This window comes from Oceanobacillus sp. FSL K6-2867, assembly GCF_037963145.1.
GTDB lineage: Bacteria > Bacillota > Bacilli > Bacillales > Amphibacillaceae > Oceanobacillus.
Genome location: NZ_CP150144.1, coordinates 3,900,800 through 3,925,006, shown reverse-complemented (window position 1 = coordinate 3,925,006; position 24,207 = coordinate 3,900,800). Strand labels below are relative to the sequence as shown.

Genomic DNA, 24,207 nt, shown 5'->3' with positions numbered 1-24,207 from the left:
CTTAAATCAAGCACTATAAGCTATCCCGCCACTTTAATAATTCGGCTTTATTAGTAGTAGTCAGCTTGCCGTCTTCTACAAGTGCTTCTATTAATTCATCAAAGTTTGTTATTGTATCTAAGGTAATTGCTTCAACTGCAAATTGCTCTGTTGCTTTTTTTAACCCATATGTAAAGATTGCAAAAACGGCTAGAATGTCGGCCCCTTCTCCTTGGAGTGCTTTTGCCGATTCGATGGAGGATCCGCCAGTGGAAATTAAATCCTCAATAACAAGTACTTTTTGTCCCTTGGATATTTTTCCTTCAATTTGATTTCCCTTCCCATGTCCTTTTGGCTTCGAACGCACATAAACCATTGGAAGGTCTAACTTTTCAGCTAGCCATGCTGCATGAGGGATACCTGCAGTTGCACAGCCTGCAATAACATCTGGCTTCTCTTCCATTGCGGCGATTTTTTCAACAAATGCATTTACGATTTTTTTACGAACAACCGGATAAGACATCGTTAAACGATTGTCGCAGTAAATTGGCGACTTGATGCCTGACGTCCATGTAAAGTAATTATCTGCATTGATTTGCACTGCCTTTATCTTTAATAAATCCCTCACTAACTCATCCTTTAATATCATGTTTCCACTCCTCTACTACTCGCTGATACGCTTCATATGGATTCACTGCCTGTGTGACACTTCTGCCAATGACAATGAAGTCTGAACCATTATCCCTGGCAAAGTCCGGAGTTGCAATGCGCTTCTGATCATTTTTATCCGATTCTGTTAAACGTATTCCCGGTGTTACAGTTAGAAAAGCATCACCGCAGCATGCTTTGATTGGGTTTGCCTCATGGACAGAACAAACAACACCGTCTGCCCCATTGTCTTGAGCCACACTTGCAAAATACACAGCATTCTCTACCACATTGCCCGAGATTCTTAACTGTTCATTTAGAACTTGCTGTTCCATCGAAGTTAAAATCGTAACAGCTATTAACTTAGGAATCTTCCCATTGCTGCCACTTACAAGTCCTTCTTTTGCATAGCGAATCATTTCACCACCACCGAGGGCATGGACATTAACCAAGTCGATCCCCAAGCTGGCAAGATTTTTCATTGCGCGCATTACTGTTGTTGGAATATCATGCAATTTTAAATCCAGAAAAATAGCATGATTCTGTTGCTTCAATTTCTCAATTATCAGTGGTCCTTCGCGATAGAAAAGCTCCATACCAACTTTCACAGGCACACCATGCAAGTGATTGGTATCCAGAAATAGCTTTGTTTCTTGCCAGCTTGGAAAATCTAATGCTAAGTAAATATTCTCATTCATACAGACACAATCCCCTTTCCAACGGCCTCTTCCACCGAATTAAAACCATAGTGCTCCAATGTTTCTGGCAGTGCATCAATAATTTCAGGACATATATACGGATTGGAAAAATTCGCTGTACCGACAGCTACAGCACTTGCTCCTGCTAATAGAAATTCAAGCACATCCTCTGCATTCGTCACGCCACCCATTCCAATAATGGGAATATCAACATGCTGCTTTACTTCATATATCATACGAATTGCTACCGGTTTTATAGCTGAACCAGATAAGCCGCCTGTTTTATTTGCTATCAATGGTTTTCTTGATGGTAAATGTATTTGCATTCCTGTTAATGTATTAATCATAGATAGCCCATCTGCACCTGCTGCTTCTACTGCTTTTGCCATTTCGACTATATTGGTTACATTAGGCGAAAGCTTCACATAAACTGGGAGATTACTAGCCTTTTTCACTATTTCAGTAACCGCCTGCGCCAAGCTTGGATCCGTTCCAAACTGGATACCGCCTTCTTTGACGTTCGGACATGAGATGTTTAATTCTAGCGCATGTACAAGGTCTGTTTCATTAAATGCGCTGGCAACTTTTTCATATTCTTCTAGCGTACTTCCAGCGATGTTGGCTATGATACATGTATCGTAGGCTGCAAGAAATGGAACTTCCTTTTCAATGATTTTTTTAACTCCTGGATTTTGCAACCCAATTGCGTTCAACATTCCAGATGCTGTCTCTGCAACCCGAGGTGTCGGATTGCCTATTCGTTCAGTGCCTGTTGCAGCCTTCATCATAACTGCACCAAGCTTGCCTAAATCATAAAACTGACTATATTCTTTTCCAAAGCCAAAACATCCAGATGCAGGCATAATTGGATTTTTCAAATCAAGACCAGGTAAGCGTACAGCTAAATTTGTCATAAGGATACCTCCTGCGCATGAAATACTGGCCCATCACTACAAATTTTCTGATACCCTTTCCCGTCTGCAGTAGGTATGATGCATGCCATACACGCACCAACACCACAGCCCATCCGCTCTTCTAAGGAAATTAATCCAGGTTTAGCAGGAAGCTTTTCCGTAATTGCTTTAAGCATCGGCACTGGCCCACAAGAAAAGTAAGCATCAAAATGACCTGCTTTTTCAATAATATCTGTTACAAACCCTGTTTCACCATAGGAACCGTCATTTGTCACAATAAACGTCTTTCCGAGTGCTTGAAATTTTTCCTCATAAAACACATTTGCTTCTGTTTGGAATCCAAGAATTGAAATAACCTGACATTGCTTTTCTACAAGTTTTTTCCCGTGATAATACAGTGGAGGGACACCAATCCCTCCCCCGATTAGAAGGTATGTTGCTCGTGTATCATCAATCTGGAAGCCATTCCCGCTTGGACCAAGCACATCAAACGACATCCCGGCTTGATAGGTTGCAAGCTTTTCCGTACCTTTACCTAAAATTTTAAATAAAATTGTAACTGTTTCTTTTTCTTGATCGATATCAGCGATCGAAATAGGTCGGCGTAATGTATGCCCTTCAATCGATGCATGTAGAAATTGACCTGGATTAGCAGTTTTGCTAATGTACGTATTTTCAAGTACCATTTCAATTGTATCCAGTGCTATTTGCTTTACTGATTTAATTACCATATTTTCTTTTTGTATTATCATATTATTGCCTCTTTTTCTCCTATTGGCTTTGCGCTGAATGTTGTTGAATCAATCACATTTAGAATAGCATCCGCAGTATCCATATTTGTTAAACAGGTGATACCATGCTCAACCGCCTGCCTGCGAATTAAGAAACCATCTGATCTAGGTTTTTTACCCGAATTAAGTGTGTTCACTACTAATTGAACTTCGCCATTCTCAATAATCGAAAGGACATTTGGTTCAGCCCGGCCAATTTTTGCTACTTCTATAACTGGGAAATTGCCTAATTCTCTCACATATGCTGCCGTTCCTTCTGTTGCATAAAGCACGAATCCAAGCTGATGAAAACGTTCAGCTACTTCTAGCATTTCCGGTTTATCTTTATCTGCCACTGTTAATAGCACACCACCCTCATGCGGAACGGTAAATCCTGCTGCAAGTAACCCTTTATATAATGCCTTTTCCAGTGTCTTATCATAACCGATTGCTTCTCCCGTTGATTTCATTTCCGGTCCTAAAATCGTATCAACGCTTCTTAGTTTCTCAAAGGAAAATACCGGTAGCTTCACGGACACATTGCTATCCTCTGGTAAAATTCCAGATTCATACCCGAGCTCTTTTAACTTTATTCCTAAAATACATTTTGTTGCGATAGCTGCCATCGTTACACCGGTTATTTTGCTTAGGAAGGGAATCGTCCTGCTTGCGCGTGGATTCACTTCGAGAATGTAGACATCTTCTCCTCGAATAATGAACTGAATATTTATCAACCCTTTTACCTGAAGAGCTTTTGCAATTTGATCAGCAGCATCCATACACTTTTGTTTAACCGCTTCACTGAGCCGTTGCGGTGGATAAACTGCCATGGAATCTCCAGAATGTACACCCGCTCGCTCAATATGTTCCATAATTCCCGGTACAATTGTTATTTCTCCATCACTTATCGCATCTACCTCTGCTTCAATTCCAGTAAGGTATTTATCGATTAAAATTGGATGCTCTGCGTTTAAATGATTCGCTTTTCTTAGATAGGCTTGTAACTCTTCGTCATCATAAACAATTTCCATCCTACTTCCACCAATCACATAAGAAGGTCTGACGAGCACTGGATAGCCAATTGCACTTGCTACCACCTGTGCCTGTTCGAGTTTCTGGACAGCTTTGCCTGTTGGTCTTAGTAAATTTAGTTCATCTAGTAACTTTTCGAATTTATCGCGATCCTCCGCACGATCAATTGCTTCCAAACTTGTTCCTAAAATGGCAACTCCTCTTCGCTCTAGCCCTGCTGCTAAATTAATTGCTGTTTGACCACCAAATTGTACGATAACTCCATCTGGCTGCTCTAAATCTACTACATGCATAACATCTTCAAGTGTCAATGGTTCAAAGTAAAGCTTGTCAGAGATACTAAAATCGGTAGAAACCGTTTCAGGGTTATTGTTCATGATGATCGCCTCATAACCCATCTCTTTAATCGCAAGCACTGCATGAACGGTCGCATAATCAAACTCAATCCCTTGACCAATGCGAATTGGGCCAGAACCAAGAACTAGAATTTTCTTCCGATTCGATGCAATTGATTCATTTTCATCCTCATACGTACTGTAAAAATAAGGTGTTACTGATTCAAATTCTGCTGCACATGTATCAACCATTTTATAAACTGGCTTCACATTTTCTTTCATTCGATACGTAAAAACTTCATCGATGGACGTATTCCATAGTCTTGCAATTTGTGCATCAGCCACACCTAGTCGTTTTGCCTTTTCTAAGATTTCTTTGGAAAAATGCTGTTCTTGCAATTCTTGTTCAAGCTTCACTAACTTCTCGAATTTCACAAGAAAGAAACGATCGATCTTTGTTAACTGAAAAATTCGTTCCACTGTAATTCCCCTATGAAGTGCTTCAGCAATAACAAAAATACGTTCATCATCTGCCTTTTCCATACGTTCTACGAGTTCTGTTTCGGAGACATCCGTGAGTGATTTTAACCAGAGTTCTTCTGTTCCAAGCTCTAAGGAGCGGATACCCTTTAATAAAGATTCTTCAAAATTACGTCCAATTGCCATCACTTCACCAGTTGCTTTCATTTGTGTTCCTAATTTGCGATCGCCGGCTGTAAATTTATCAAATGGAAATCTCGGAAATTTTGTTACAACGTAATCCAGTGCTGGCTCAAATAATGCATACGTTGTTCCAGTTATCGGATTGATAATTTCATCCAGTGTATATCCGACAGCAATTTTGGCAGCTACTTTTGCAATTGGGTAACCTGTTGCTTTAGAAGCTAATGCAGATGACCTGCTTACCCTTGGATTCACCTCAATAATATAGTAATTAAAACTATCCGGATCAAGTGCTAGTTGCACATTACAACCACCTTCAATGGATAGTGCACGGATAATTTTTAACGAAGCATTTCGGAGCATTTGATACTCGCGATCACTTAATGTTTGTGATGGTGCAACAACAATCGAGTCACCAGTATGAATACCGACGGGGTCTACATTCTCCATATTACAAACGACGATTGCCTGGTCGTTCTTATCTCGCATTACTTCATATTCAATTTCTTTATATCCAGCGATATTTCGTTCGATAAGACATTGATTGGCAGGCGACAATGCTAACCCATTCTTTGTTATCTCTTTTAATTCCAGCTCGTTATAGCACATTCCACCACCAGTACCACCTAGTGTATATGCTGGTCGAACAATTAATGGATAACCAATTTCTGCGGCAAAATCAAGCGCTTGTTCCACCGTATTGACGATACTACTTTCTGGTACAGGCTCCTTTAATTCGTGCATTAAATCTCTAAATTTCTCACGATCTTCTGCCTTTTGAATTGCCTCTAAAGTTGTTCCTAATAGCTCAACATTGTACTGGGAAAGAGCACCACTTTGTTCTAATGCCATTGCTAGATTCAGTCCAGTCTGACCGCCAAGTGTTGGAAGCAATGCGTCAGGCTGTTCTTTACGAATGATTTTTGTCAAAAATTCTACAGTTAGTGGTTCCATATAAACTTTATCAGCTACCGTATGGTCTGTCATAATCGTTGCCGGGTTTGAGTTTGCAAGAATAACGCTATATCCTTCCTCCTTCAATGCTTGGCAAGCCTGTGTACCAGAATAATCAAATTCCGCTGCCTGACCGATTACAATTGGTCCAGAACCGATAACTAATATTTTTTGGATCGTTGTGTTTTTAGGCATATACTTCTTCCCCCCTTTTCACTTGAGCCTCTTCAACCATTTGCAAAAATACATCAAAAAGATCGTTTGTATCCTCAGGTCCTGGTGACGCTTCTGGGTGATATTGTACAGAAAAAGCAGGATAACTCCTGTGTCGGATACCTTCTACGGAATTGTCATTCAACGCTACTTGCGTTAGCTCAAGTGCTGTATGTTCCAACGATTCTGCTTTAACTGCATAACTATGATTCTGTGAAGTAAGGTACGTTCTTTCATTCTTTAAATCTTTCACGGGATGATTCGATCCACGGTGACCAAATATCATCTTCTCTGTATCTGCACCACATGCCAGTGCTAGTAACTGATGACCGAGACAAATCCCGAATAACGGAACCTTGCCTAAAATGTCTTTAATCATGTCAATTGCTTCTGGAACATGTTTTGGATTTCCTGGACCATTTGTCAGCATCAGCCCGTCCGGCTTTAATCGTAAAATTTCTTCCGCACTATAATTATATGGGACTACTGTTATATGGCAGTCACGCTTCGTTAATTCACGTAAGATTCCATGTTTTGCACCGAAATCTACCATAACAATTCGCTTACCACGACCAGGGACGACATATGGGTTAAGTGTAGAAGTCCTTTTCACCTGGTCCGTTGGTAAATTTAATTTTTCTGCTTGCATGATCAGTTCTTCTGTTGAAGTAGTGACATCCGAAATCACAGCTTTCATTGTTCCATACTTCCGAATGATCTTCGTTAACTTTCTCGTATCGACCCCAGTAATTCCCGGGATACCATGTGCTTTAAGAAATTGGTCTAAGTTCTCCTCTTTTCTAAAGTTAGACGGAGCATCACACACTTCTCTTACAATTAATCCGTTAATAAAAGGAATGACTGTTTCAAAATCATCTCTGTTAATTCCGTAGTTTCCCACAATTGGATAAGTCATTGTTACAATTTGACCGTAATAAGATGGATCAGTAATTACTTCTTGGTAGCCTGTCATTCCTGTGTTGAATACAACTTCTCCACTTGATTCACAATCACTTCCAAATGCTTCACCAATAAATACTGTACCGTCTTCTAGAACCAATTGTCTTTTATGCATGAACAGCCTCCTGATACACTACTTTTCCTTCTACAATTGTTACGACTGGTATACCTTTAACAAGCCAACCATCAAATGGTGTATTCTTTCCTTTAGAATAGAAAGTCTCTTTATCAATAACATTTTCTTTTTCAAGGTCGACTACTGTCATGTCTGCAACCTTTCCAACCTCGAGCGTTCCGTATGGAAGGTCAAAAACATTCGCTGGCTTTGCCGTCATCCATTCAACTAGTTGCACAAGTGTAATCTTTCCTGTTTCTACTAAGTGTGTATACAGAAGCGGGAATGCCGTTTCTAGTCCTACGATTCCAAATGGTGCTTGGATAAAACCTTTTGCTTTTTCTTCGGCTGCATGTGGAGCATGGTCTGTTGCAATAAAGTCAATCGTTCCGTCCAGCAATCCGTCAATCAGTGCTTGCTGGTCTTCTTTTGCACGTAATGGTGGATTCATTTTGAAATTCGTATCTACTTCCCGAATGTCTTCTTCATTTAATAATAGATGATGTGGTGTTACTTCAGCAGTAACGTTGATACCTGCTCGTTTCGCATCACGAATGACACGAACGGATTCCTTTGTACTTACATGACAGACGTGATAATGACAATTTGCAGCTTCAGCAAGCAGCACATCCCTTGCAATTTGCACTGATTCACTTAAGGATGGTAGCCCTGGAAGGTTTAATCGTTCACTAACTTCCCCATCATGTGCGACACCACCATATACAATTGAATTGTCTTCACAATGAGCGACAATTGCCGCACCACATGCTGCTGCTTCCTTCATGGCAGATAGCATTTGGTCAGCCGTTTGAATGCCAACACCATCATCGGTAAAAGCAAATGCTCCTAATTCAAGTAATTCCTTAATATTTGTTCGTTCTTCGCCTTTTAGCCCCTTTGTTATTGCTGCATAAGGAAGAACGCGAACTTTCGCATCCGTGTTAATTTTTTCCCAAAGTGCTTCCAATGCTTCTTTACTGTCTGGTACAGGATTTGTATTTGGCATAGCACATACTGTCGTATAACCCCCACGCGCTGCTGCTTCTGTTCCTGTCAGAATCGTTTCCTTATGTTCCCCACCTGGTTCACGTAAATGAATATGCACATCAATAAATCCTGGTAAAACAAGCTTTCCTTGTAAATCAATTATTTCATCTGCTTCTTCAGAAAGACTTGGTGCGATTTTTTCTATTTTATTTCCTTGAATTAAAATTTCACATAGTTCCAACTCATTAGTAGCTGCTAACTTTTTGGCGTTTTTCAATAAAGTTTTCATTCATAATCCCCCATTCATTTAATACGTGTGACATAATTGCCATTCTCACATAGACACCATTTTCCATTTGTTTAAAAATTCGTGAACGCCTGCATTCCACTAACTCGGTATCAATCTCTACCCCGCGGTTAATCGGCGCTGGATGAAGGATAATTGCCTTCTCCTTCATCTTTCTTTCTCTTTCTTTTGTTAATCCATAAAGCTCCAAGTAATCATTTGTTTCATTTTTCTGCACATGTCGTTCATGCTGAATTCGGAGCAGCATCACAACATCACATATCTCTGCTGCCTCATCAATTGAAATATAAGGAAATTCAAGTTCTGGATCTTCAAATCCCGGAGCGGCGCATAAGTATACTTCTACACCTAGTCTAGACAGTGCCTTTGCATTAGAGTGGGCAACCCGGCTATGCTTGATGTCACCGACGATTACTATCTTTAGACCTTCGATACGTCCATATTCTTGATAAATCGTCAATAGATCGAGCATGCATTGGGTTGGATGCTCAGCCTTGCCTGCTCCTGCATTAATCATTGGTATAGAAATCTTTCCTTCCAGATCCTTATACCAATCATCCGACTCATGACGCACAACAAGTAGATTGGCTCCAATTGCTTCAAACGTTTTGGCTGTATCATAAAGCGACTCACCTTTTCTTACACTTGATGTATCCTCATGAAAATCAAGTGATTCGAATCCCATTTTTCTTTGCGCTACGATAAAACTCATCTTTGTTCTGGTACTAGGTTCAAAAAAGAGGTTGGCTGTAAACAATTGCCGGGTTAAGTCCTTCACCTTTTGGCTTCGGTAGCTCTCTGCTTTTTGTAACATAGAATAAATATCCTTTTCTGTTAGCTGATCAACCGATATAAAATGTCTCATTATTTCCACTCCTTTTAGTGAACGTTTTAGGATTTTTTCTGGAACTTGAACTTTAACTTTATGGTTTATCATTCTTCAACTAGCAACAATGGCTCCATTTAAAATTATTTCAAGAGCAATAAAAAAACCTCTTTGCAAAAGGCTGCAAAGAGGTAGACGTGTAGTGTATACACGTATTTCTCAAAAACAACCTTTCAAATCTCTCTGGATTTGATTAAAAGTTGTAGCTATTTATTTTTCAAAGATTGAAACATGTTCTGCTTCATCTGTTTCATCAAGTTGAACGACTATAATTTCCTTATCAGAGGTTGGAATATTCTTTCCTACATAATCTGCGCGAATCGGCAATTCTCGATGTCCCCGATCAACAAGTACACCAAGCTGGATTCTTGATGGTCTGCCGATATCCATCACTGCGTCCATTGCTGCACGTACTGTGCGTCCAGTATAAAGGACATCATCAATCAAAATAACATTCTTTCCTGTTAACTCTACATCTATCGTTGCTGACTTAATTTCTGGTTCATTATCGGCTGTAGTTTTTTCCAAATCATCACGGTATAGTGTAATATCAAGTTCACCAAGCGGTACTTCAATCGCTTCTATTTGTTTAATCTTATCGTGAACCCGCTTTGCAAGTGGGACTCCCCTTGTTTTTATGCCTACAAGGACGATATCTTCGCCCCCCTTATTCTTCTCCAATATTTCGTGGGACATTCTGGTTAATGCTCTATTGATAGCAGCTGTATCTAATATCTCTGTCTTTTTCTTCATTTAAATACACCCCGTTTTTAATACAAACTAAAAACCCTCTTCTCCTGCAGGAAAAAAAGGGTTTTGAACATACGATTCCTAACGAACAAACCGTTCCTTTTTAGCCTCACAGGACTATTATTTAAAGGTCTCAATTCTTAATCTTCATTTATTATTACAAACAAATTATCATCTGTCAATACATACTTTTAATCTTTTCCAATACGGCTTGAAAAACACGTGGCGCTTCTACTTCAAATTCCAGCCATTCTCCTGTTCGCGGATGAGTAAACCCAAGAACTTTTGCATGCAGTGCTTGTCCATCTGCATCAAGTGTTTTGCGCTGTCCATATTTCGGATCACCGACAAGTGGAAAACCAATATACCTCATATGTACCCGAATCTGATGAGTACGACCTGTTTCTAAGCGACATTCTACATGTGTATAGTCCGGAAAATGCTTGATAACACTGAAATGTGTAATTGCTGGTTTACCATTATCAACAATGCCCATTTTTTGCCGGTCCTTTGGGTCTCTGCCAATCGGCGCATCAATGACACCTGATTCATGACCTATCTCTCCATGTACTATCGCCTCATACTTACGTTTTACATGCTTATCTGCTAATTGCTCGGATAGCTTTACATGTGCGTTATCGTTTTTCGCAACTACGAGAAGGCCGCTTGTATCTTTATCAATACGATGGACAATTCCTGGTCTTTCTACCCCATTGATACCAGATAAGTCCTTACAATGATATAATAATGCATTCACTAATGTACCTGTTTGATGTCCTGCTGAAGGATGAACAACCATCCCTTTCGGCTTATTAACAACTAGTAAATCACTATCTTCATAAACTATTTCCAATGGAATATTCTCAGCTTGAATATCCAGTTCTTCAACTTCTGGAATCGACCATGTTAATATATCGCCTGTTACACATTTAAAATTTGCCTTTACTACCTCTTCATTAACCTGCACATGTCCCTTACTAATCCAGCCTTGAATTTGTGAGCGGGATTGCTCTGGATTTATTGCAGCTAAAAGTTTATCAACTCTTGTTTTGTTCTGTTCCTCTGTTACTTCATGTTGAAATTGTGTCATTTTTTTGTCTTTCCTTTCTTTCGTTCATCCATAATTGTTGCAATAATGACGAAAATAACACCAATTGTTAAAGCCGAATCGGCAACATTAAAGATCGGGAAATTATAGTTAAAAATATAGAAATCAGCAAAATCAACTACTTCTTGATGGAATAAGCGATCAATAAAGTTACCAATTGCACCACCAAGAATAAAGCTTAAACCAACCGCAAGGAACATATCATTTTTCGCAAATTTTTGCATATAATAGATGATACCCAAAACAACGATTGCCGTTATAATATAGAAAAACAGCATTTGACCTTGCAAAATTCCCCAAGCTGCGCCTGAATTTCGATGTGATGTTATATAAAAGAAATTTTCAATTATCGTTATCCGGTCGCCAATTTCCATCGTGCTAACAATTATCCATTTAGTAATTTGATCGATTCCAATAATAAAAAGCGCGATGACGTAATACCAAATCATCTTATTTCCCCCGATTCATCCATATTCGTAAAAAAACTATAACCCTTTGCGAAGTCTTTTTTTATAGTATACTTTATTCTTCACTTTTTCAATAATAATAGCCCCCTTATTTCAAGAGGGCTATTATGGGATTTCACATTTGGTTATACGGTGTAATGCTCTTTGACTACATTTGCACAACGTGAACAGAGTTCTGGATGATCATGATCCTCACCAACTGTTTCTGAGGCAACCCAGCAGCGTTCACATTTTTCGCCAGGATGCTTTTCAACAGCAACATCAACAAACTTATATTCTTTTGCAGATGCATCATTCTCACTTAAAATTGCTTCCGATACAATTAAGAATTGATGTAAGTGTTCCATATTTGTTAGAACTTCTTTCGTTTCTTCATCTTTTGGAACAATTGTAATTTTAGCTTCCAATGATTTACCAATAACCTTGTCATTTCGGGCTTCTTCCAAGGCTTTCAGTACATCATCACGAACATTCATAAAATGATCCCATTTCGCGGCTAATGTATCCATGCCAGCGATTTCTCTTGGTTCTGGAATATCCGTTAATTGTACACTCTCTGCTTCCGCACCTGGGATGTATTCCCATACTTCATCTGTAGTATGTGGAATGATTGGTGTGAGTAGCTTAACCAACGTTGTCAAAACTTCATAGTAGCCAGTTTGAATACTGCGACGGCGTTTATTATCAGCTGCCTCGATATATAGAACGTCTTTTGCGAAGTCTAAATAGAAGGAACTTAAATCAACCGCACAGAAATTGTGAATTTGATGGAAAATTGGTGCATACTCATAATTTTCATAGCTTTCACGTACATCAGAAAGCAATTGCTGCAGGCGATGCAGCATGTAACGATCCACTTCTTCTAAATCACGCTCAGCTACTGCATCTGTTGCTGGATTGAAATCAGAAAGGTTCGCAAGCAGGAAGCGGAATGTGTTACGAATTTTACGATATGCTTCCGATGTTTGTTTTAAAATATCGTTCGAAATACGAACATCGGATTGATAATCCACAGAAGCAACCCACAGACGTAAAATATCAGAACCGAGCTGTTTTTGGACTTTGGATGGCACAATGACGTTTCCAAGTGATTTACTCATTTTTCTTCCATTACCATCAAGCACAAATCCATGACTAATAATTGTTTTATAAGGCGCCTTTCCTGTTACTGCTACTGCAGTGGATAGAGATGAGTTAAACCAGCCGCGGTATTGGTCACTTCCCTCCAGATATATATCTGCCGGTCTGCGATGATCATCACGGTTCATTAATACTCCTTCATGAGATGATCCAGAATCAAACCAAACATCCATAATATCTGTTTCTTTCGTGAATGTTCCATTCGGGCTATGCTCTGATGTGAATCCTTCTGGCAGCAAGTCTTTTGCTTCTCGCTCAAACCATACGTTAGATCCGTATTCTTTAAATAATTCAGACACATGGTTAACCGTTTCATCTGTAATAATCGGTGTACCGTCTTCGCCATAAAACACAGGAATTGGAACACCCCATGCACGTTGTCTTGAGATACACCAGTCTTCACGGTCACGCACCATATTGTAAAGTCTCGTTTCACCCCAGTTTGGGTACCAGTTTACTTCCTTAATTTCAGAAAGAATATCTTGACGGAAGTCTTTAATAGATGCAAACCATTGAGCTGTTGCACGGAAGATTGTTGGTTTTTTTGTTCTCCAATCATGTGGATATGAATGTGTAATAAAGTTCATTTTCAATAGAGAACCTGTTTCTTCCAGTTTTTCCGTAACCAATTTATTGGCAGCATCGTAGAATAAACCTTCAAAACCAGGTGCTTCATCCGTAAACACACCTTTATCATCAACAGGACAAAGTGCTTCAATGCCATATTTTTTCGATACATAGAAGTCATCTTCCCCATGACCTGGTGCAGTATGAACACAACCAGTACCAGCGTCAGTTGTTACATGTTCACCAAGCATTACGAGAGAGTCACGATCATAGAATGGGTGTTTTGCAACGATACGATCTGCTTCAAGACCTTTAAATGATTTTATGATCTGCACATTTTCCCATCCAAGTTCTTCAGCAACATCTTCCAGTAAAGCATGTGCCAGAACATATTTTTCACCGTTTACTTCAACAACGTTGTACTCTAGTTCTGGATGCAAACTGATACCAAGGTTAGCAGGAATGGTCCATGGTGTTGTAGTCCAAATGATAATTTTTTCTCCGCCATCTAATAAGTTTTTACCATCCACAACCTCAAATGCAACATAAATAGAAGGTGAACGCTTATCTTGGTATTCAATTTCTGCTTCTGCTAATGCGGATTCAGAAGATGGAGACCAATAAACCGGTTTTAAACCTTTGTAGATATAGCCTTTTTTTGCCATTTCTCCAAATACTTTAATTTGCGCTGCTTCATAATCCTTCGTTAATGTGATATATGGATTATCCCAGTCACCACGAACGCCAAGCTGTTTAAATTGAGTTCGCTGACTGTCTACTTGTCCGAGTGCGTATTCTGCACAAAGCTGTCTGAATTCAGCCACACTCATTTCTTTACGTTTTACTTTCTTATTTTTCGTTAAAGCTGTTTCAATTGGCAGACCATGCGTATCCCAACCTGGAATATATGGGGCATGGTAACCCGACATGGATTTATAACGAGTAATAAAATCTTTCAAGATTTTATTCAAGGCATGCCCGATATGAAGATCTCCATTTGCATATGGCGGCCCGTCATGCAAAACGAATAGTGGTCTTCCTTTTGTCCGCTCAAGACTTTTTTCATAGAGATTTGCTTCTTCCCATTTTTCTTGGCGTTTTGGTTCTTTATTTGGTAAATTTCCTCGCATTGGAAATTCTGTTTTTGGCATTAATAATGTTTCTTTATAATCCATTTAGCCTTCCTCCTTAAATTATATGCTGGTATTTACATTCTTAATTCGGCTACCACCAGGCGCTTTCGCTTTTGAATACAAAAAAGCCTTCTTCATCCCAAAAGGGACGAGAAGACTCGCGGTACCACCCTTATAAATTTAAAATAAATATTTTAAATTCACTCGACATCCGTAACGGGGATAAGCCGTCCATCATTACTAAAGTTCACAATGGATACTCAAGAGTGATTTTCTAAAAGTGTGCTGAACCAGGCTCACACCATTTCCTGGCTCGCTTTTCAGCCACATCCTTTTATACTTTCTCCATCAACGTATTATATGTTAATTATAATTGACGCATATCTTGTATGAATTATATGTAAAATTCTTAAGAACGTCAAGGTTTAAGATTCATTTTCAATCAAATCGAGTTCTTCGCCCAGCTCTGTTTTAAATAATTCTTCCCAATCATCCGTACCAAGCATGTCCAATTGCGCCTGTACAAGCATACGTAATCTTGTCCGGAAAACTTTAGCCTGTTTCTTTAATTCTTCTACATCCATTGAAATACGGCGTGACTTACTTAATGCCTCATTAATAATACGATCTGCATTCTTTTCTGCTTCTTTTATAATAAGCTTGGATTCTTTTGTTGCATTACCTTTCACTTCTTCTGCAGTTTCTTGTGCAACTAGAATGGATTTATTCAAGGTTTCTTCTATATTCGTAAAATGACCTAGTCTTTCATTCAGCTGTTTGACTTTTTCATCCAATTCCTTTTTTTCACGAATAACCGTTTCATAATCCTTAATTACTTGATCCAAGAACTCATTTACTTCATCTTCGTCATAACCGCGGATTTTTCTTGTGAATTCTTTATTATGAATATCTAATGGTGTTAATGGCACAATGGCCACCTCCTCAAGGTATAAATATATTAATATAAAATCGAAAACTTTTCAAAGTTGTATTTAAGGGGTTGTTCAAAAAGTCCGGCAAAATGACGCATCAAGACCCAGCAGACCTTCAACTAGCTGCCAACACGTGCCGGTGTCAGCTTTGCAAAAATCTTTTCAATTGGTCGAGCAATCGCAGACCCAGATTGTTGCATATCTAGCCAACCACTGTCTTTTCATCCTCTTTGAACCCACACTTTCAAGAAGCCGTTTTTAATAATTTCGACAAAAAAATAGAAAATCCTGCAAAACCTGTAATTTATTTTAAAGATGCAACACTAATTTTCCATTTATCCTTTTTTGTCATGCCGTTGATAGCAATTAGCTTGCTGCGCCCTTTCCCGCGCAAAGAAATCATATCGCCCTCTTGCAGCTGAAATTTATTGTCATCTACAACTTTATGATTTACTTTGACCTGCAATTTTTCAATGGAAGTGGATGCATCTTTTCTAGAAATATGATAAATTTCCTTAATTACCGTATCCAATCTTAAAGACGAAACCGTTTTGTCTGCTTCCACCCATCTTTCTTGCTTTTTTTTCAAAAATGCGAATGGCTTTTCTTCAAATGTAACAGCTGCTTTTTTTATTCCTGTCAGATTTGCAGTGACATATGAACTGATTTCATCTGCGAGTACTATTTGAATAAGACCGTCTGCCGCATAAATATCCCCTAGCTTTCTACGCTTTATCCCCATTGATAAAAAAGCTCCCATCACATCTCGATGTTCAATAGTAATAAATTTAGCTGGGTATGTTGCCTGAAGCAAAGTCAATTCGAAAGAGTCATCTGTTATCTCCTCATAGAAAGGAGCAATTACCATTCGTTTACGTTCCGTTTCGGATCCACCGCCATGCTTATCAAGCTTTAATTCGGGGTTATTCAAACCGACGAGCATTTCAACAAGCTGCTGTTCTCGCGGATCAAGAAAGTCTGTAAGTTTTGGCTGAAATGTCTGTTCAACACGTTCCTTCCACGATAATGCTTGATCAATAAAAGGCTGTTCTTCTTTTCTAAAATGCTGGTAAATGTCCATCTTGTTACTTCCTTTAACATATAATTCGTCAAAATCTTCCTGATTGCCGCTGTTCTAAAATAAAAACATTTGGAAGAACTGGAGCAATCCAAACCGTGCTAAATGAAGTACAAATATACCAACGATTGGCGAAATATCAATCATGCCAATTGGTGGGATAAATTTGCGAAATTGCTCTAAGTAAGGCTCACAAATTTTGGTCAATATTTGACCAAATGATGATTCCCTGGCACCTGGAAACCATGACATGAATATATACACAATTAATGCATAACCATAAATCATAAATGCAAAATCTAATACTCTAAATATTTCAATCATCCACTACTACCATCCTTTTTCAAATTCATCTTGCGGGGCAAATGCTTCGGATATTGTTCCAGATACCTCGACATTATCCGGTGTGCATAAAAATGTCTCAGCGCCTAGCTTCTGAATATCGCCATTAACAGCGTAGACCGTGCCACTAAGAAAATCAACAATTCGTTTAGCTTGTTGATGATCGACACGTTGCAAATTAATGACAACTGCACGTCTATTTACAATACTATCTGCTATTTCCTGTGCTTCATTGTAAGTTCTTGGTTCACATAAAACTACTTTTGATGTAGATTGCTGCATGCTCGTCAAGCTCACAACCTTTTGTGTTTGTTGCTTTGTATTATCTATGTTTTCCGGTGTGACTTCTTCCTGTGTGTATTCGTACTCGTATTCATCATCCATGGTGAAATAATTTTTAATTTTATTCTTGATACTCATTTCGATCACCTCTTCACTTAGGTTTCCGATCAATCACCAACTAATTGGGAACCAATTCGGATATGGGTAGCACCTTCTTCGATTGCAATTTCATAATCATTGCTCATTCCCATGGAAAGGAATTCACACGGTGCATGATGAATTTGCTTTGCTTTAATACGGTCTCTTAAAGAAGTTAAGTTCTGAAATACCTTCCGAATCTCCTCTTTGTCTTCGATATGAGGTGCCATTGTCATTAATCCAACTACATGTACTTTTTCGTATCTCTCAATTTCCTCAATAAAGGGAATTACCTCTTCTGCTCGCAATCCATGCTTGGATGCTTCTCCACTGACATTGACCTGTATAAAGCAATTGACCGAAGATGACGCTCGTTTATTTATTTCTTTTGCCAGTGAAACTCGGTCTAACGAATGGAGCATATCTATTTTGTCAATAATGTCCTTTACTTTCCGTGACTGCAAGGTTCCAATAAAATGCCATGTTACTTTGTCACCAATGTTCTGATATTTCTCTAAGAACCCCTCGTTACGATTTTCGCCAAGATTTTTAACCCCTGCTTCCACTGCTTCCTCTGTTCGTTCTATTGTAGCATATTTCGTAACTCCAATAACATTTATTTCGTCAGGCCTACGGCCACTTTTTGTACATGCTTGTCCTATTTTATCTTGAATGACTGCCAAATTTGCTGCGACTTCCATTTTACGTATAACTCCTCCATCATGTAATCCTTCCTGAAAATCCGATGAACCCTAACATTCTTCCAGTTTTACCATGATCTCTTCGATGAGAGAAAAATATATTTTCATCACGGTAAGTGCAATAATTTGTTATCTCTATATTATGACGTAATACCCCAGATTGTAAAAGGATATCTACATTTAATTGCTTTAAATCTAATAAAAATCGATTCTTGCCGAGTGAACGGACCACATTTACTCTATCTGTTTCACGAATCGATTGAACCACTCGCTCATCCACTTCATAATTTTGCTGGGAAATACAAGGACCAATAGCTACTAATAGGTTTTCCGCTTTCACATCCACCTTTATAAAAGCTTCGACCATTTTTTCAGCAATTCTGTTTATAGACCCTTTCCAGCCTGCATGTGCAATTCCAATGTATCCCGTTATCGGATCAAAGAAAAATAAGGGAACACAATCTGCGAAAAATGCTGTACATAATAATCCTTTTTGATTGGTTACGAGCCCATCAGTTCCTTTAATTGAGCTGGCATAAGAAACTGAGCCTTTACTCATATCTCGATCCGTTACATACTTGATTTCCGTTCGATGTACTTGTTCCCCCGACACCCAGTTTTGCAATGGAAAATTCAGCTTATTTGCTAAGAGCTCGCGGTTTTCTATGACATGCTTCTGTTCATCAGCAACATGGAAACCGAAATTCAAGGTATGGTAAGGGTGTTCGCTTACTCCACCATTTCTTGTAGTGAAGCCTGCTACAAGTCCAGGATGTTTTTCCTGCCATTTTTCTATGTTGAGATAAGAGTTATCTTTCTCTTTAAAGACTTCATTCATTGTAAACCTCCTGATTAGAAAACTTGGCATTCGCCAATCTTTAGGCGGATGCCCTCGTTGCACTTTTGCAAGAAAGAAATTATAAAAGTTTCCTTACTTGCAAAAAAATAGACTTGTCTTATTTTATCATATTTTGGTTTTTAATTAAGCTTTTTCATGCAATCTCTATTTTACCGTTCCATATAAATTTGGCCCCTGAACATCGTTGACAAGTATTACATCCGAACCGATTCGAACAATGTGATCCCATGAAATCATTAATTCATCTGCCTTTTTTAACATGCCACTCTTTTTATCTCTCGCTTCCACGACAATAGCAATAATTTTACCCGTGTTACCGTCAATCTCTAAATCTGTAATATGACCGAACCTTCTGCCATCATCCATAATTATAATTTCCTTTAATTGTAACTCTGATAATTTGATCAATATCCTCACCTGCCTTATTAAACTATATGCGAACACATTAATTTATTTCATCTTTCCGCAGAAAAAAATCAGGAAAGGCAGGATTTTCCTGTCTTTCCTGATTTTATATGATTTTTAATTAACTTCATTCAAACATTTGCTTATTCATTTGACTTATAGCAGCTTTCTCTAAACGAGATACTTGAGCTTGAGAGATGCCAATTTCATCGGCAACCTCCATTTGCGTTTTACCTTGAAAAAATCGTTTATTCAAAATCATTTTTTCTCGTTCATTTAATTGGTGCATCCCTTCTTTCAATGAAATTTTATCAACCCAGGTTGAATCCTTATCTTTATCATCACTAATCTGATCAACAACAAATATTGGATCTCCACCATCATTATAAATCGGTTCAAATAATGACACTGGATCCTGAATGGCATCAAGAGCAAACACAATATCGGAATGCGGAATTCCCATTTCAGCTGCAATTTCTGCAGGGGTGGGCTCTTTTGATGTTTTACTGATTAGCTTTTCTCTCACTTGCAATGCTTTGTAAGCAATATCACGTAAGGACCTAGATACTCGGATTGGATTATTATCCCTTAGGTATCTTCTGATTTCTCCAATAATCATTGGAACAGCATACGTGGAGAATCTTACGTTATGTGACAAATCAAAATTATCGATTGACTTCATTAGTCCAATACAGCCAACTTGAAATAGATCATCGACATATTCTCCCCGATTATTAAATCGTTGTATCACGCTTAATACAAGTCTTAAATTTCCATTTACAAGTTCTTCTCGCGCAGAAATATCTCCTTCTTGCTGCATTCTTACAAATAGCTTCTTCATTTCTTCATTTTTAAGTACAGGTAGTTTTGATGTATCAACACCACATATCTCAACTTTATGTCTAGTCATTTAAGTCAACCCTCCCAGTCGGTGATGCTGTTCAAGGACAGTATCTCCCCTGCTGAGGGTTTTTATGCACGTACAGATTTTAGAAAGTCTGTAAAAATATGATGAAAACCTTATAAAATATGGCTACACCATTTTATTAAATTCTTTTTTCAACCTTCGTATAATCTTTTTTTCCAAACGCGAAATATAAGACTGAGAAATTCCTAGCATGTCAGCAACATCTTTTTGTGTTTTTTCCTCTTCACCAATCAGTCCAAAACGCAGCTCCATGATTTGTTTTTCACGGGCATTTAATTTTGATAATGCACTTTTCAGCAATGATTTATCCACATTTGATTCAAGATTTTTAGTAATAATATCTTCTTCCGTACCAAGAACATCCGATAATAAAAGCTCATTTCCATCCCAATCGATATTTAATGGTTCATCAAACGAAACTTCTGATTTAAGCTTATTATTTCTGCGCAAATACATTAGAATCTCGTTTTCAATACATCTTGATGCATAAGTTGCCAGCTTAATTTTCTTTTCTGGATTGAATGTGTTCACTGCCTTTATTAAGCCGATTGTACCAATGCTGATTAAATCCTCAATATTGATACCTGTATTTTCAAATTTGCGTGCAATGTAGACGACAAGACGAAGGTTTCGTTCTATTAGCATTGCTCTTGCTGATTTGTCACCCTTTGGCAAAAGAATTAATAATTCCTGCTCTTCCTGTTTCGAAAGTGGAGGAGGCAATGCTTCACTTCCACCAATATAGTATACTTCCGAAGACTTTAACCCTAATTTAATCAATAATTTATACCAGCGCAATTTTAGCTTAATTTTCCATAGAGCCATACTTCCCCACTCCCTTATGCTGTTTGTATAGTAGCTAATTTAATGATTTGCGGATGCAATAGACAATGATAGCTTTGATCCCTGACTAAAACCCCAAACTGTATGCCAATTAGTAAATTGCTTGTTATAAGCTTTTGACTCTCATACTGGATTTCGATATGATCAGGTCGAATTCCTAAAAGAAAACCACTTTTACCCTCAACACCCTGATACGGAATCATCTGAATTTTGTTCTGCCACTTTTCTGGGATCTGTTCCAGTGCCAAGTAATGATGCACCTCCTCTAATTGCTTCCATTCACCTTCTGAAAACCACTGTTTAAGAAATATTTCATCACATATAACGACCGCTCGTTTCGTTAGTGGATCAATTAGTTGATTGCCACTGTCAATAAATCCTCTTGTCACAAATGAGTGGTCATTCATTTTAATGGTTACTTCACATAACTGGTCGTAACGAATTTTTTCACTTGCATGCTCGTCCATACGTTGCTTTGTAAAATACCAAACAATTGGAAATCCGATTAAGATAAACAGCCAGCTAACTGGATCGCCATACCCCTTATTAAATGTTAAAATTCCATTTCCTGTAAACGTTACAGGGTTTGCAAGCAGAAAGTATATTCCTGTCAATCCACCTCCAATTGCAAATGATGTAAAGTAAAATAATAATAATAATTTCATCATGCGATAAATACCTGTGTATCCGAAGGTACATAGGATAATAAATAATGAATAAATTAACTTGCCCAGTACTCCATTTATGAAGGAATCTGGAAAAAATAGCGTAATTGGTACAATTAATGAAGCTATAAATGCCCCAAAAACGATTCGTATTTTTCCCGCTGCATCCCTTGCTAAAGCTTTTGTAAGCATGAGCAGCATTAAATCGAGAAAAAAGTTCAATAACCAGACGGCATCAAGATATATGGTCAATTTCTCTCTTCCTTCCTGGCAAATCATTTCGGAGTATATATTTTCAAAGGTATTTTCATAGACAATGGAACATCCTAAAGTTTGAGGAATTACTAACGAGTATAGTAGAGTCATGAAGCAAAGTCTGTCACTTCTTGTGTGCGTATAAAAGCTAATTTTCACTATTTGTCTGTAAGTTTGTCGGGGATAATTTGTCTCTTTTAAAGCTAACGTATATTCATACGGATTGTCTGTCTATCGATTTTTGCGTTTTATGTCAAATACTTCTAAAATCAACATGCATAAAAATAACTTTAAACCAATATAACTGGAATTATGTAATCTTCCTAAATAAATACAAAGCCTCCACGTATTTACGCTTTATGATCTGCTTCGCTAACGTAAACAAACACTAATTTAGAAGTTTCATCACATTTAAAAGAAACTCCGAACCAGTGTCAATTATGGATTAAGCGTATACCCGCTCCGGAAATACATTTCGCGCACCTTAGGGGGGTGGTGAGACTCCTCCCGCAGGAGTCTACGTATATTTCCTGCGCTAGTATTGGTTCACTATAAATAACATGATTTTAAAAATAGAAACAGTACTGTATTCTAACCAGTCCGGGTGAGCGGAGGGCGGTGACTCCTCGAAAATAGGATGTAAATGCTGACGAAGCATTCCTTGTCCTGTGGGAACAGCACGTATCTGAAGACTCACAGCAAGTGGTTTTCTTCCGTAGAGGCTGAAGCCGTGCCCACGGAAAGCATCCGCCCGAAGCGATCCCGGACGGCGGGGCTTACTCAAACCTTGGCAGTTAGTTCGAAGTTTATATAAATTATAGAATACAGAATATGCTTATCATGTCTTAAGGGTAGTGTTAAGGATTGTTTTGGTGGAAGTTTTGCTGAGAGATAAAAAGGGGGTTATTGTTATTGAATTGAAAATAGAGCAGATGAATAATCCTCATCTGCTCTATTATGTCTTAATATGAGTTGACTTTTATCGATTACGGTTTCGATTTCTTAAGAATGTAGGAATATCGAGTTCGTCTTCTTCTTGTCTTACTCGAGGCTGCTGCTGTGGCTCACGCTGTTCGCGCTGCTCTCTTTGAACAGGTTCTTCCCTCGTTGCAGCATGCTGACTATGACTTGCCATAGGACGATGCTGTTTTTGCTTTACTTCTGCTTTTGGTTGAACAGTTTCATCAAAACCTGTTGCAATTACTGTAACAACAATTTCATCATTTAAATTCTCATTAATAACAGAGCCAAAAATTACGTTCACTTCTTTGTCTGCTGCCGATGTAACTAAATCTGCAGCTTCCTGTACTTCATAAAGGCTCAGATTCGTACCACCAGTAATATTCATTAGAATACCATGTGCACCATCAATGGAAGTCTCAAGCAGTGGTGAGGAAATTGCCTTTTTAGCTGCTTCAGTAGCACGAGTCTCCCCAGTTGCAATACCGATTCCCATTAATGCAGAACCTTTATCAAACATAATAGTTTTGACATCGGCAAAGTCAACATTAATGAGACCTGGCTTCGCAATTAAATCAGAAATACCTTGTACACCTTGTCGTAATACATTATCTGCTTCACGGAATGCTTCAAGCATTGGAGTATTTTTGTCTACAATTTCAAGCAGGCGATCATTTGGAATAACGATTAATGTATCAACACTTCCTTTAAGTGTATCAATTCCTGAAATTGCTTGGGTAGATCGTCTTCTTCCTTCAAAGGAGAATGGACGTGTTACAACACCTACCGTTAATGCTCCAAGATCTTTTGCAACCTGGGCAATAACAGGAGCAGCACCAGTACCAGTACCACCACCCATACCAGCAGTTACGAAAATCATATCTGCTCCTTGTAGTACTTCTTCAAGCTGTTCTTTACTCTCTTCAGCAGCTTTCTTTCCAACTTCTGGATTAGCACCAGCACCAAGACCACGTGTCAGTTTTCCGCCTATTTGTATTTTCGTTTCTGCTTTAGACAAATTCAAAGCCTGTGAATCGGTATTTACCGCAATGAATTCTACACCTTCCACCCCATGCTCGATCATTCGGTTTACAGCATTATTTCCACCGCCACCTACACCGATGACTTTAATTGTCGCTAATTCCTCCATATTTGTATCAAACTCTAACATATTTCTTTCCTCCTAATGTGCA

At 38.5% G+C, this 24,207-nt stretch carries 23 protein-coding genes and 1 other annotated feature; all 23 genes read right to left on the bottom strand.

What is annotated here, in order from left to right; translation table 11 throughout:
* Positions 1-13: 13 nt before the first annotated feature.
* On the bottom strand, positions 14-628 hold the full coding sequence (gene pyrE / locus NSQ77_RS18955; protein WP_339227632.1) for an orotate phosphoribosyltransferase: 615 nt from the start codon (positions 626-628) through the stop codon (positions 14-16).
* Entirely contained in the window at positions 612-1,325 is a 714-nt protein-coding gene (pyrF, locus tag NSQ77_RS18950) for an orotidine-5'-phosphate decarboxylase (RefSeq protein ID WP_339227631.1), read from the bottom strand. Before pyrF ends, pyrE begins: the two co-directional genes overlap by 17 nt.
* Positions 1,322-2,239 (bottom strand): dihydroorotate dehydrogenase, encoded by a 918-nt coding sequence (locus NSQ77_RS18945; protein ID WP_339227630.1) that lies wholly within the window; start codon positions 2,237-2,239, stop codon positions 1,322-1,324. Before NSQ77_RS18945 ends, pyrF begins: the two co-directional genes overlap by 4 nt.
* The gene (locus NSQ77_RS18940; protein WP_339231088.1) at positions 2,236-2,988 is read right to left on the bottom strand and encodes a dihydroorotate dehydrogenase electron transfer subunit; all 753 of its coding nucleotides are present in this window, start codon (positions 2,986-2,988) and stop codon (positions 2,236-2,238) included. The genes NSQ77_RS18945 and NSQ77_RS18940 overlap by 4 nt, the downstream gene beginning before the upstream one ends.
* Positions 2,988-6,188, bottom strand: coding sequence for a carbamoyl-phosphate synthase large subunit (gene carB / locus NSQ77_RS18935; protein ID WP_339227629.1), 3,201 nt, complete (start codon positions 6,186-6,188; stop codon positions 2,988-2,990). Before carB ends, NSQ77_RS18940 begins: the two co-directional genes overlap by 1 nt.
* Positions 6,181-7,281 carry a carbamoyl phosphate synthase small subunit gene (locus NSQ77_RS18930; RefSeq protein ID WP_339227628.1) on the bottom strand — a complete coding sequence of 367 codons (1,101 nt, stop codon included), beginning with the start codon at positions 7,279-7,281 and terminating at the stop codon, positions 6,181-6,183. The genes carB and NSQ77_RS18930 overlap by 8 nt, the downstream gene beginning before the upstream one ends.
* The gene (locus NSQ77_RS18925; RefSeq protein WP_339227627.1) at positions 7,274-8,557 is read right to left on the bottom strand and encodes a dihydroorotase; all 1,284 of its coding nucleotides are present in this window, start codon (positions 8,555-8,557) and stop codon (positions 7,274-7,276) included. The genes NSQ77_RS18930 and NSQ77_RS18925 overlap by 8 nt, the downstream gene beginning before the upstream one ends.
* A complete protein-coding gene (locus NSQ77_RS18920) occupies positions 8,514-9,440 on the bottom strand; it encodes an aspartate carbamoyltransferase catalytic subunit (protein WP_339227626.1) in 927 nt (308 codons plus the stop codon). The genes NSQ77_RS18925 and NSQ77_RS18920 overlap by 44 nt, the downstream gene beginning before the upstream one ends.
* A 231-nt stretch (positions 9,441-9,671) precedes the next feature.
* Positions 9,672-10,214 (bottom strand): bifunctional pyr operon transcriptional regulator/uracil phosphoribosyltransferase PyrR, encoded by a 543-nt coding sequence (gene pyrR, locus NSQ77_RS18915; protein WP_339227625.1) that lies wholly within the window; start codon positions 10,212-10,214, stop codon positions 9,672-9,674.
* Between the two features lie 175 nt (positions 10,215-10,389).
* Positions 10,390-11,301 carry an RluA family pseudouridine synthase gene (locus tag NSQ77_RS18910; protein WP_339227624.1) on the bottom strand — a complete coding sequence of 304 codons (912 nt, stop codon included), beginning with the start codon at positions 11,299-11,301 and terminating at the stop codon, positions 10,390-10,392.
* A complete protein-coding gene (gene lspA / locus NSQ77_RS18905) occupies positions 11,298-11,768 on the bottom strand; it encodes a signal peptidase II (protein WP_339227623.1) in 471 nt (156 codons plus the stop codon). The genes NSQ77_RS18910 and lspA overlap by 4 nt, the downstream gene beginning before the upstream one ends.
* Positions 11,769-11,911: 143 nt before the next feature.
* Complete coding sequence (ileS, locus tag NSQ77_RS18900) at positions 11,912-14,668, bottom strand: isoleucine--tRNA ligase (protein WP_339227622.1); 2,757 nt, start codon at positions 14,666-14,668, stop codon at positions 11,912-11,914.
* A 99-nt stretch (positions 14,669-14,767) separates the two neighbouring features.
* Positions 14,768-14,987, bottom strand: a binding site (T-box leader).
* A gap of 64 nt (positions 14,988-15,051) precedes the next feature.
* Positions 15,052-15,555, bottom strand: coding sequence for a DivIVA domain-containing protein (locus NSQ77_RS18895; RefSeq protein WP_339227621.1), 504 nt, complete (start codon positions 15,553-15,555; stop codon positions 15,052-15,054).
* A 307-nt stretch (positions 15,556-15,862) separates the two neighbouring features.
* Positions 15,863-16,639 (bottom strand): YlmH/Sll1252 family protein, encoded by a 777-nt coding sequence (locus NSQ77_RS18890; RefSeq protein ID WP_339227620.1) that lies wholly within the window; start codon positions 16,637-16,639, stop codon positions 15,863-15,865.
* Positions 16,640-16,693: 54 nt separating this feature from the next.
* Positions 16,694-16,960: a YggT family protein gene (locus NSQ77_RS18885; RefSeq protein WP_339227619.1), complete on the bottom strand. Its 267-nt coding sequence runs from the start codon at positions 16,958-16,960 to the stop codon at positions 16,694-16,696.
* Positions 16,961-16,966: 6 nt separating this feature from the next.
* Complete coding sequence (locus tag NSQ77_RS18880) at positions 16,967-17,398, bottom strand: cell division protein SepF (protein ID WP_339227618.1); 432 nt, start codon at positions 17,396-17,398, stop codon at positions 16,967-16,969.
* Positions 17,399-17,427: 29 nt separating this feature from the next.
* Positions 17,428-18,099, bottom strand: a complete 672-nt coding sequence (locus tag NSQ77_RS18875) for a YggS family pyridoxal phosphate-dependent enzyme (protein ID WP_339227616.1) — start codon at positions 18,097-18,099, stop codon at positions 17,428-17,430.
* A 19-nt stretch (positions 18,100-18,118) separates the two neighbouring features.
* Positions 18,119-18,937 (bottom strand): peptidoglycan editing factor PgeF, encoded by an 819-nt coding sequence (pgeF, locus tag NSQ77_RS18870; RefSeq protein WP_339227615.1) that lies wholly within the window; start codon positions 18,935-18,937, stop codon positions 18,119-18,121.
* A gap of 165 nt (positions 18,938-19,102) precedes the next feature.
* Positions 19,103-19,366, bottom strand: a complete 264-nt coding sequence (locus NSQ77_RS18865; RefSeq protein ID WP_339227614.1) for a YlmC/YmxH family sporulation protein — start codon at positions 19,364-19,366, stop codon at positions 19,103-19,105.
* A 124-nt stretch (positions 19,367-19,490) separates the two neighbouring features.
* Positions 19,491-20,273 (bottom strand): RNA polymerase sporulation sigma factor SigG, encoded by a 783-nt coding sequence (gene sigG / locus NSQ77_RS18860; RefSeq protein ID WP_095308508.1) that lies wholly within the window; start codon positions 20,271-20,273, stop codon positions 19,491-19,493.
* 123 nt (positions 20,274-20,396) lie between these two features.
* Positions 20,397-21,116 (bottom strand): RNA polymerase sporulation sigma factor SigE, encoded by a 720-nt coding sequence (sigE, locus tag NSQ77_RS18855; RefSeq protein WP_339227613.1) that lies wholly within the window; start codon positions 21,114-21,116, stop codon positions 20,397-20,399.
* Positions 21,117-21,130: 14 nt separating this feature from the next.
* Positions 21,131-22,051, bottom strand: a complete 921-nt coding sequence (gene spoIIGA / locus NSQ77_RS18850) for a sigma-E processing peptidase SpoIIGA (RefSeq protein ID WP_339227612.1) — start codon at positions 22,049-22,051, stop codon at positions 21,131-21,133.
* A 982-nt stretch (positions 22,052-23,033) separates the two neighbouring features.
* The gene (ftsZ, locus tag NSQ77_RS18845; RefSeq protein ID WP_339227611.1) at positions 23,034-24,185 is read right to left on the bottom strand and encodes a cell division protein FtsZ; all 1,152 of its coding nucleotides are present in this window, start codon (positions 24,183-24,185) and stop codon (positions 23,034-23,036) included.
* Between the last annotated feature and the right edge of the window lie 22 nt (positions 24,186-24,207).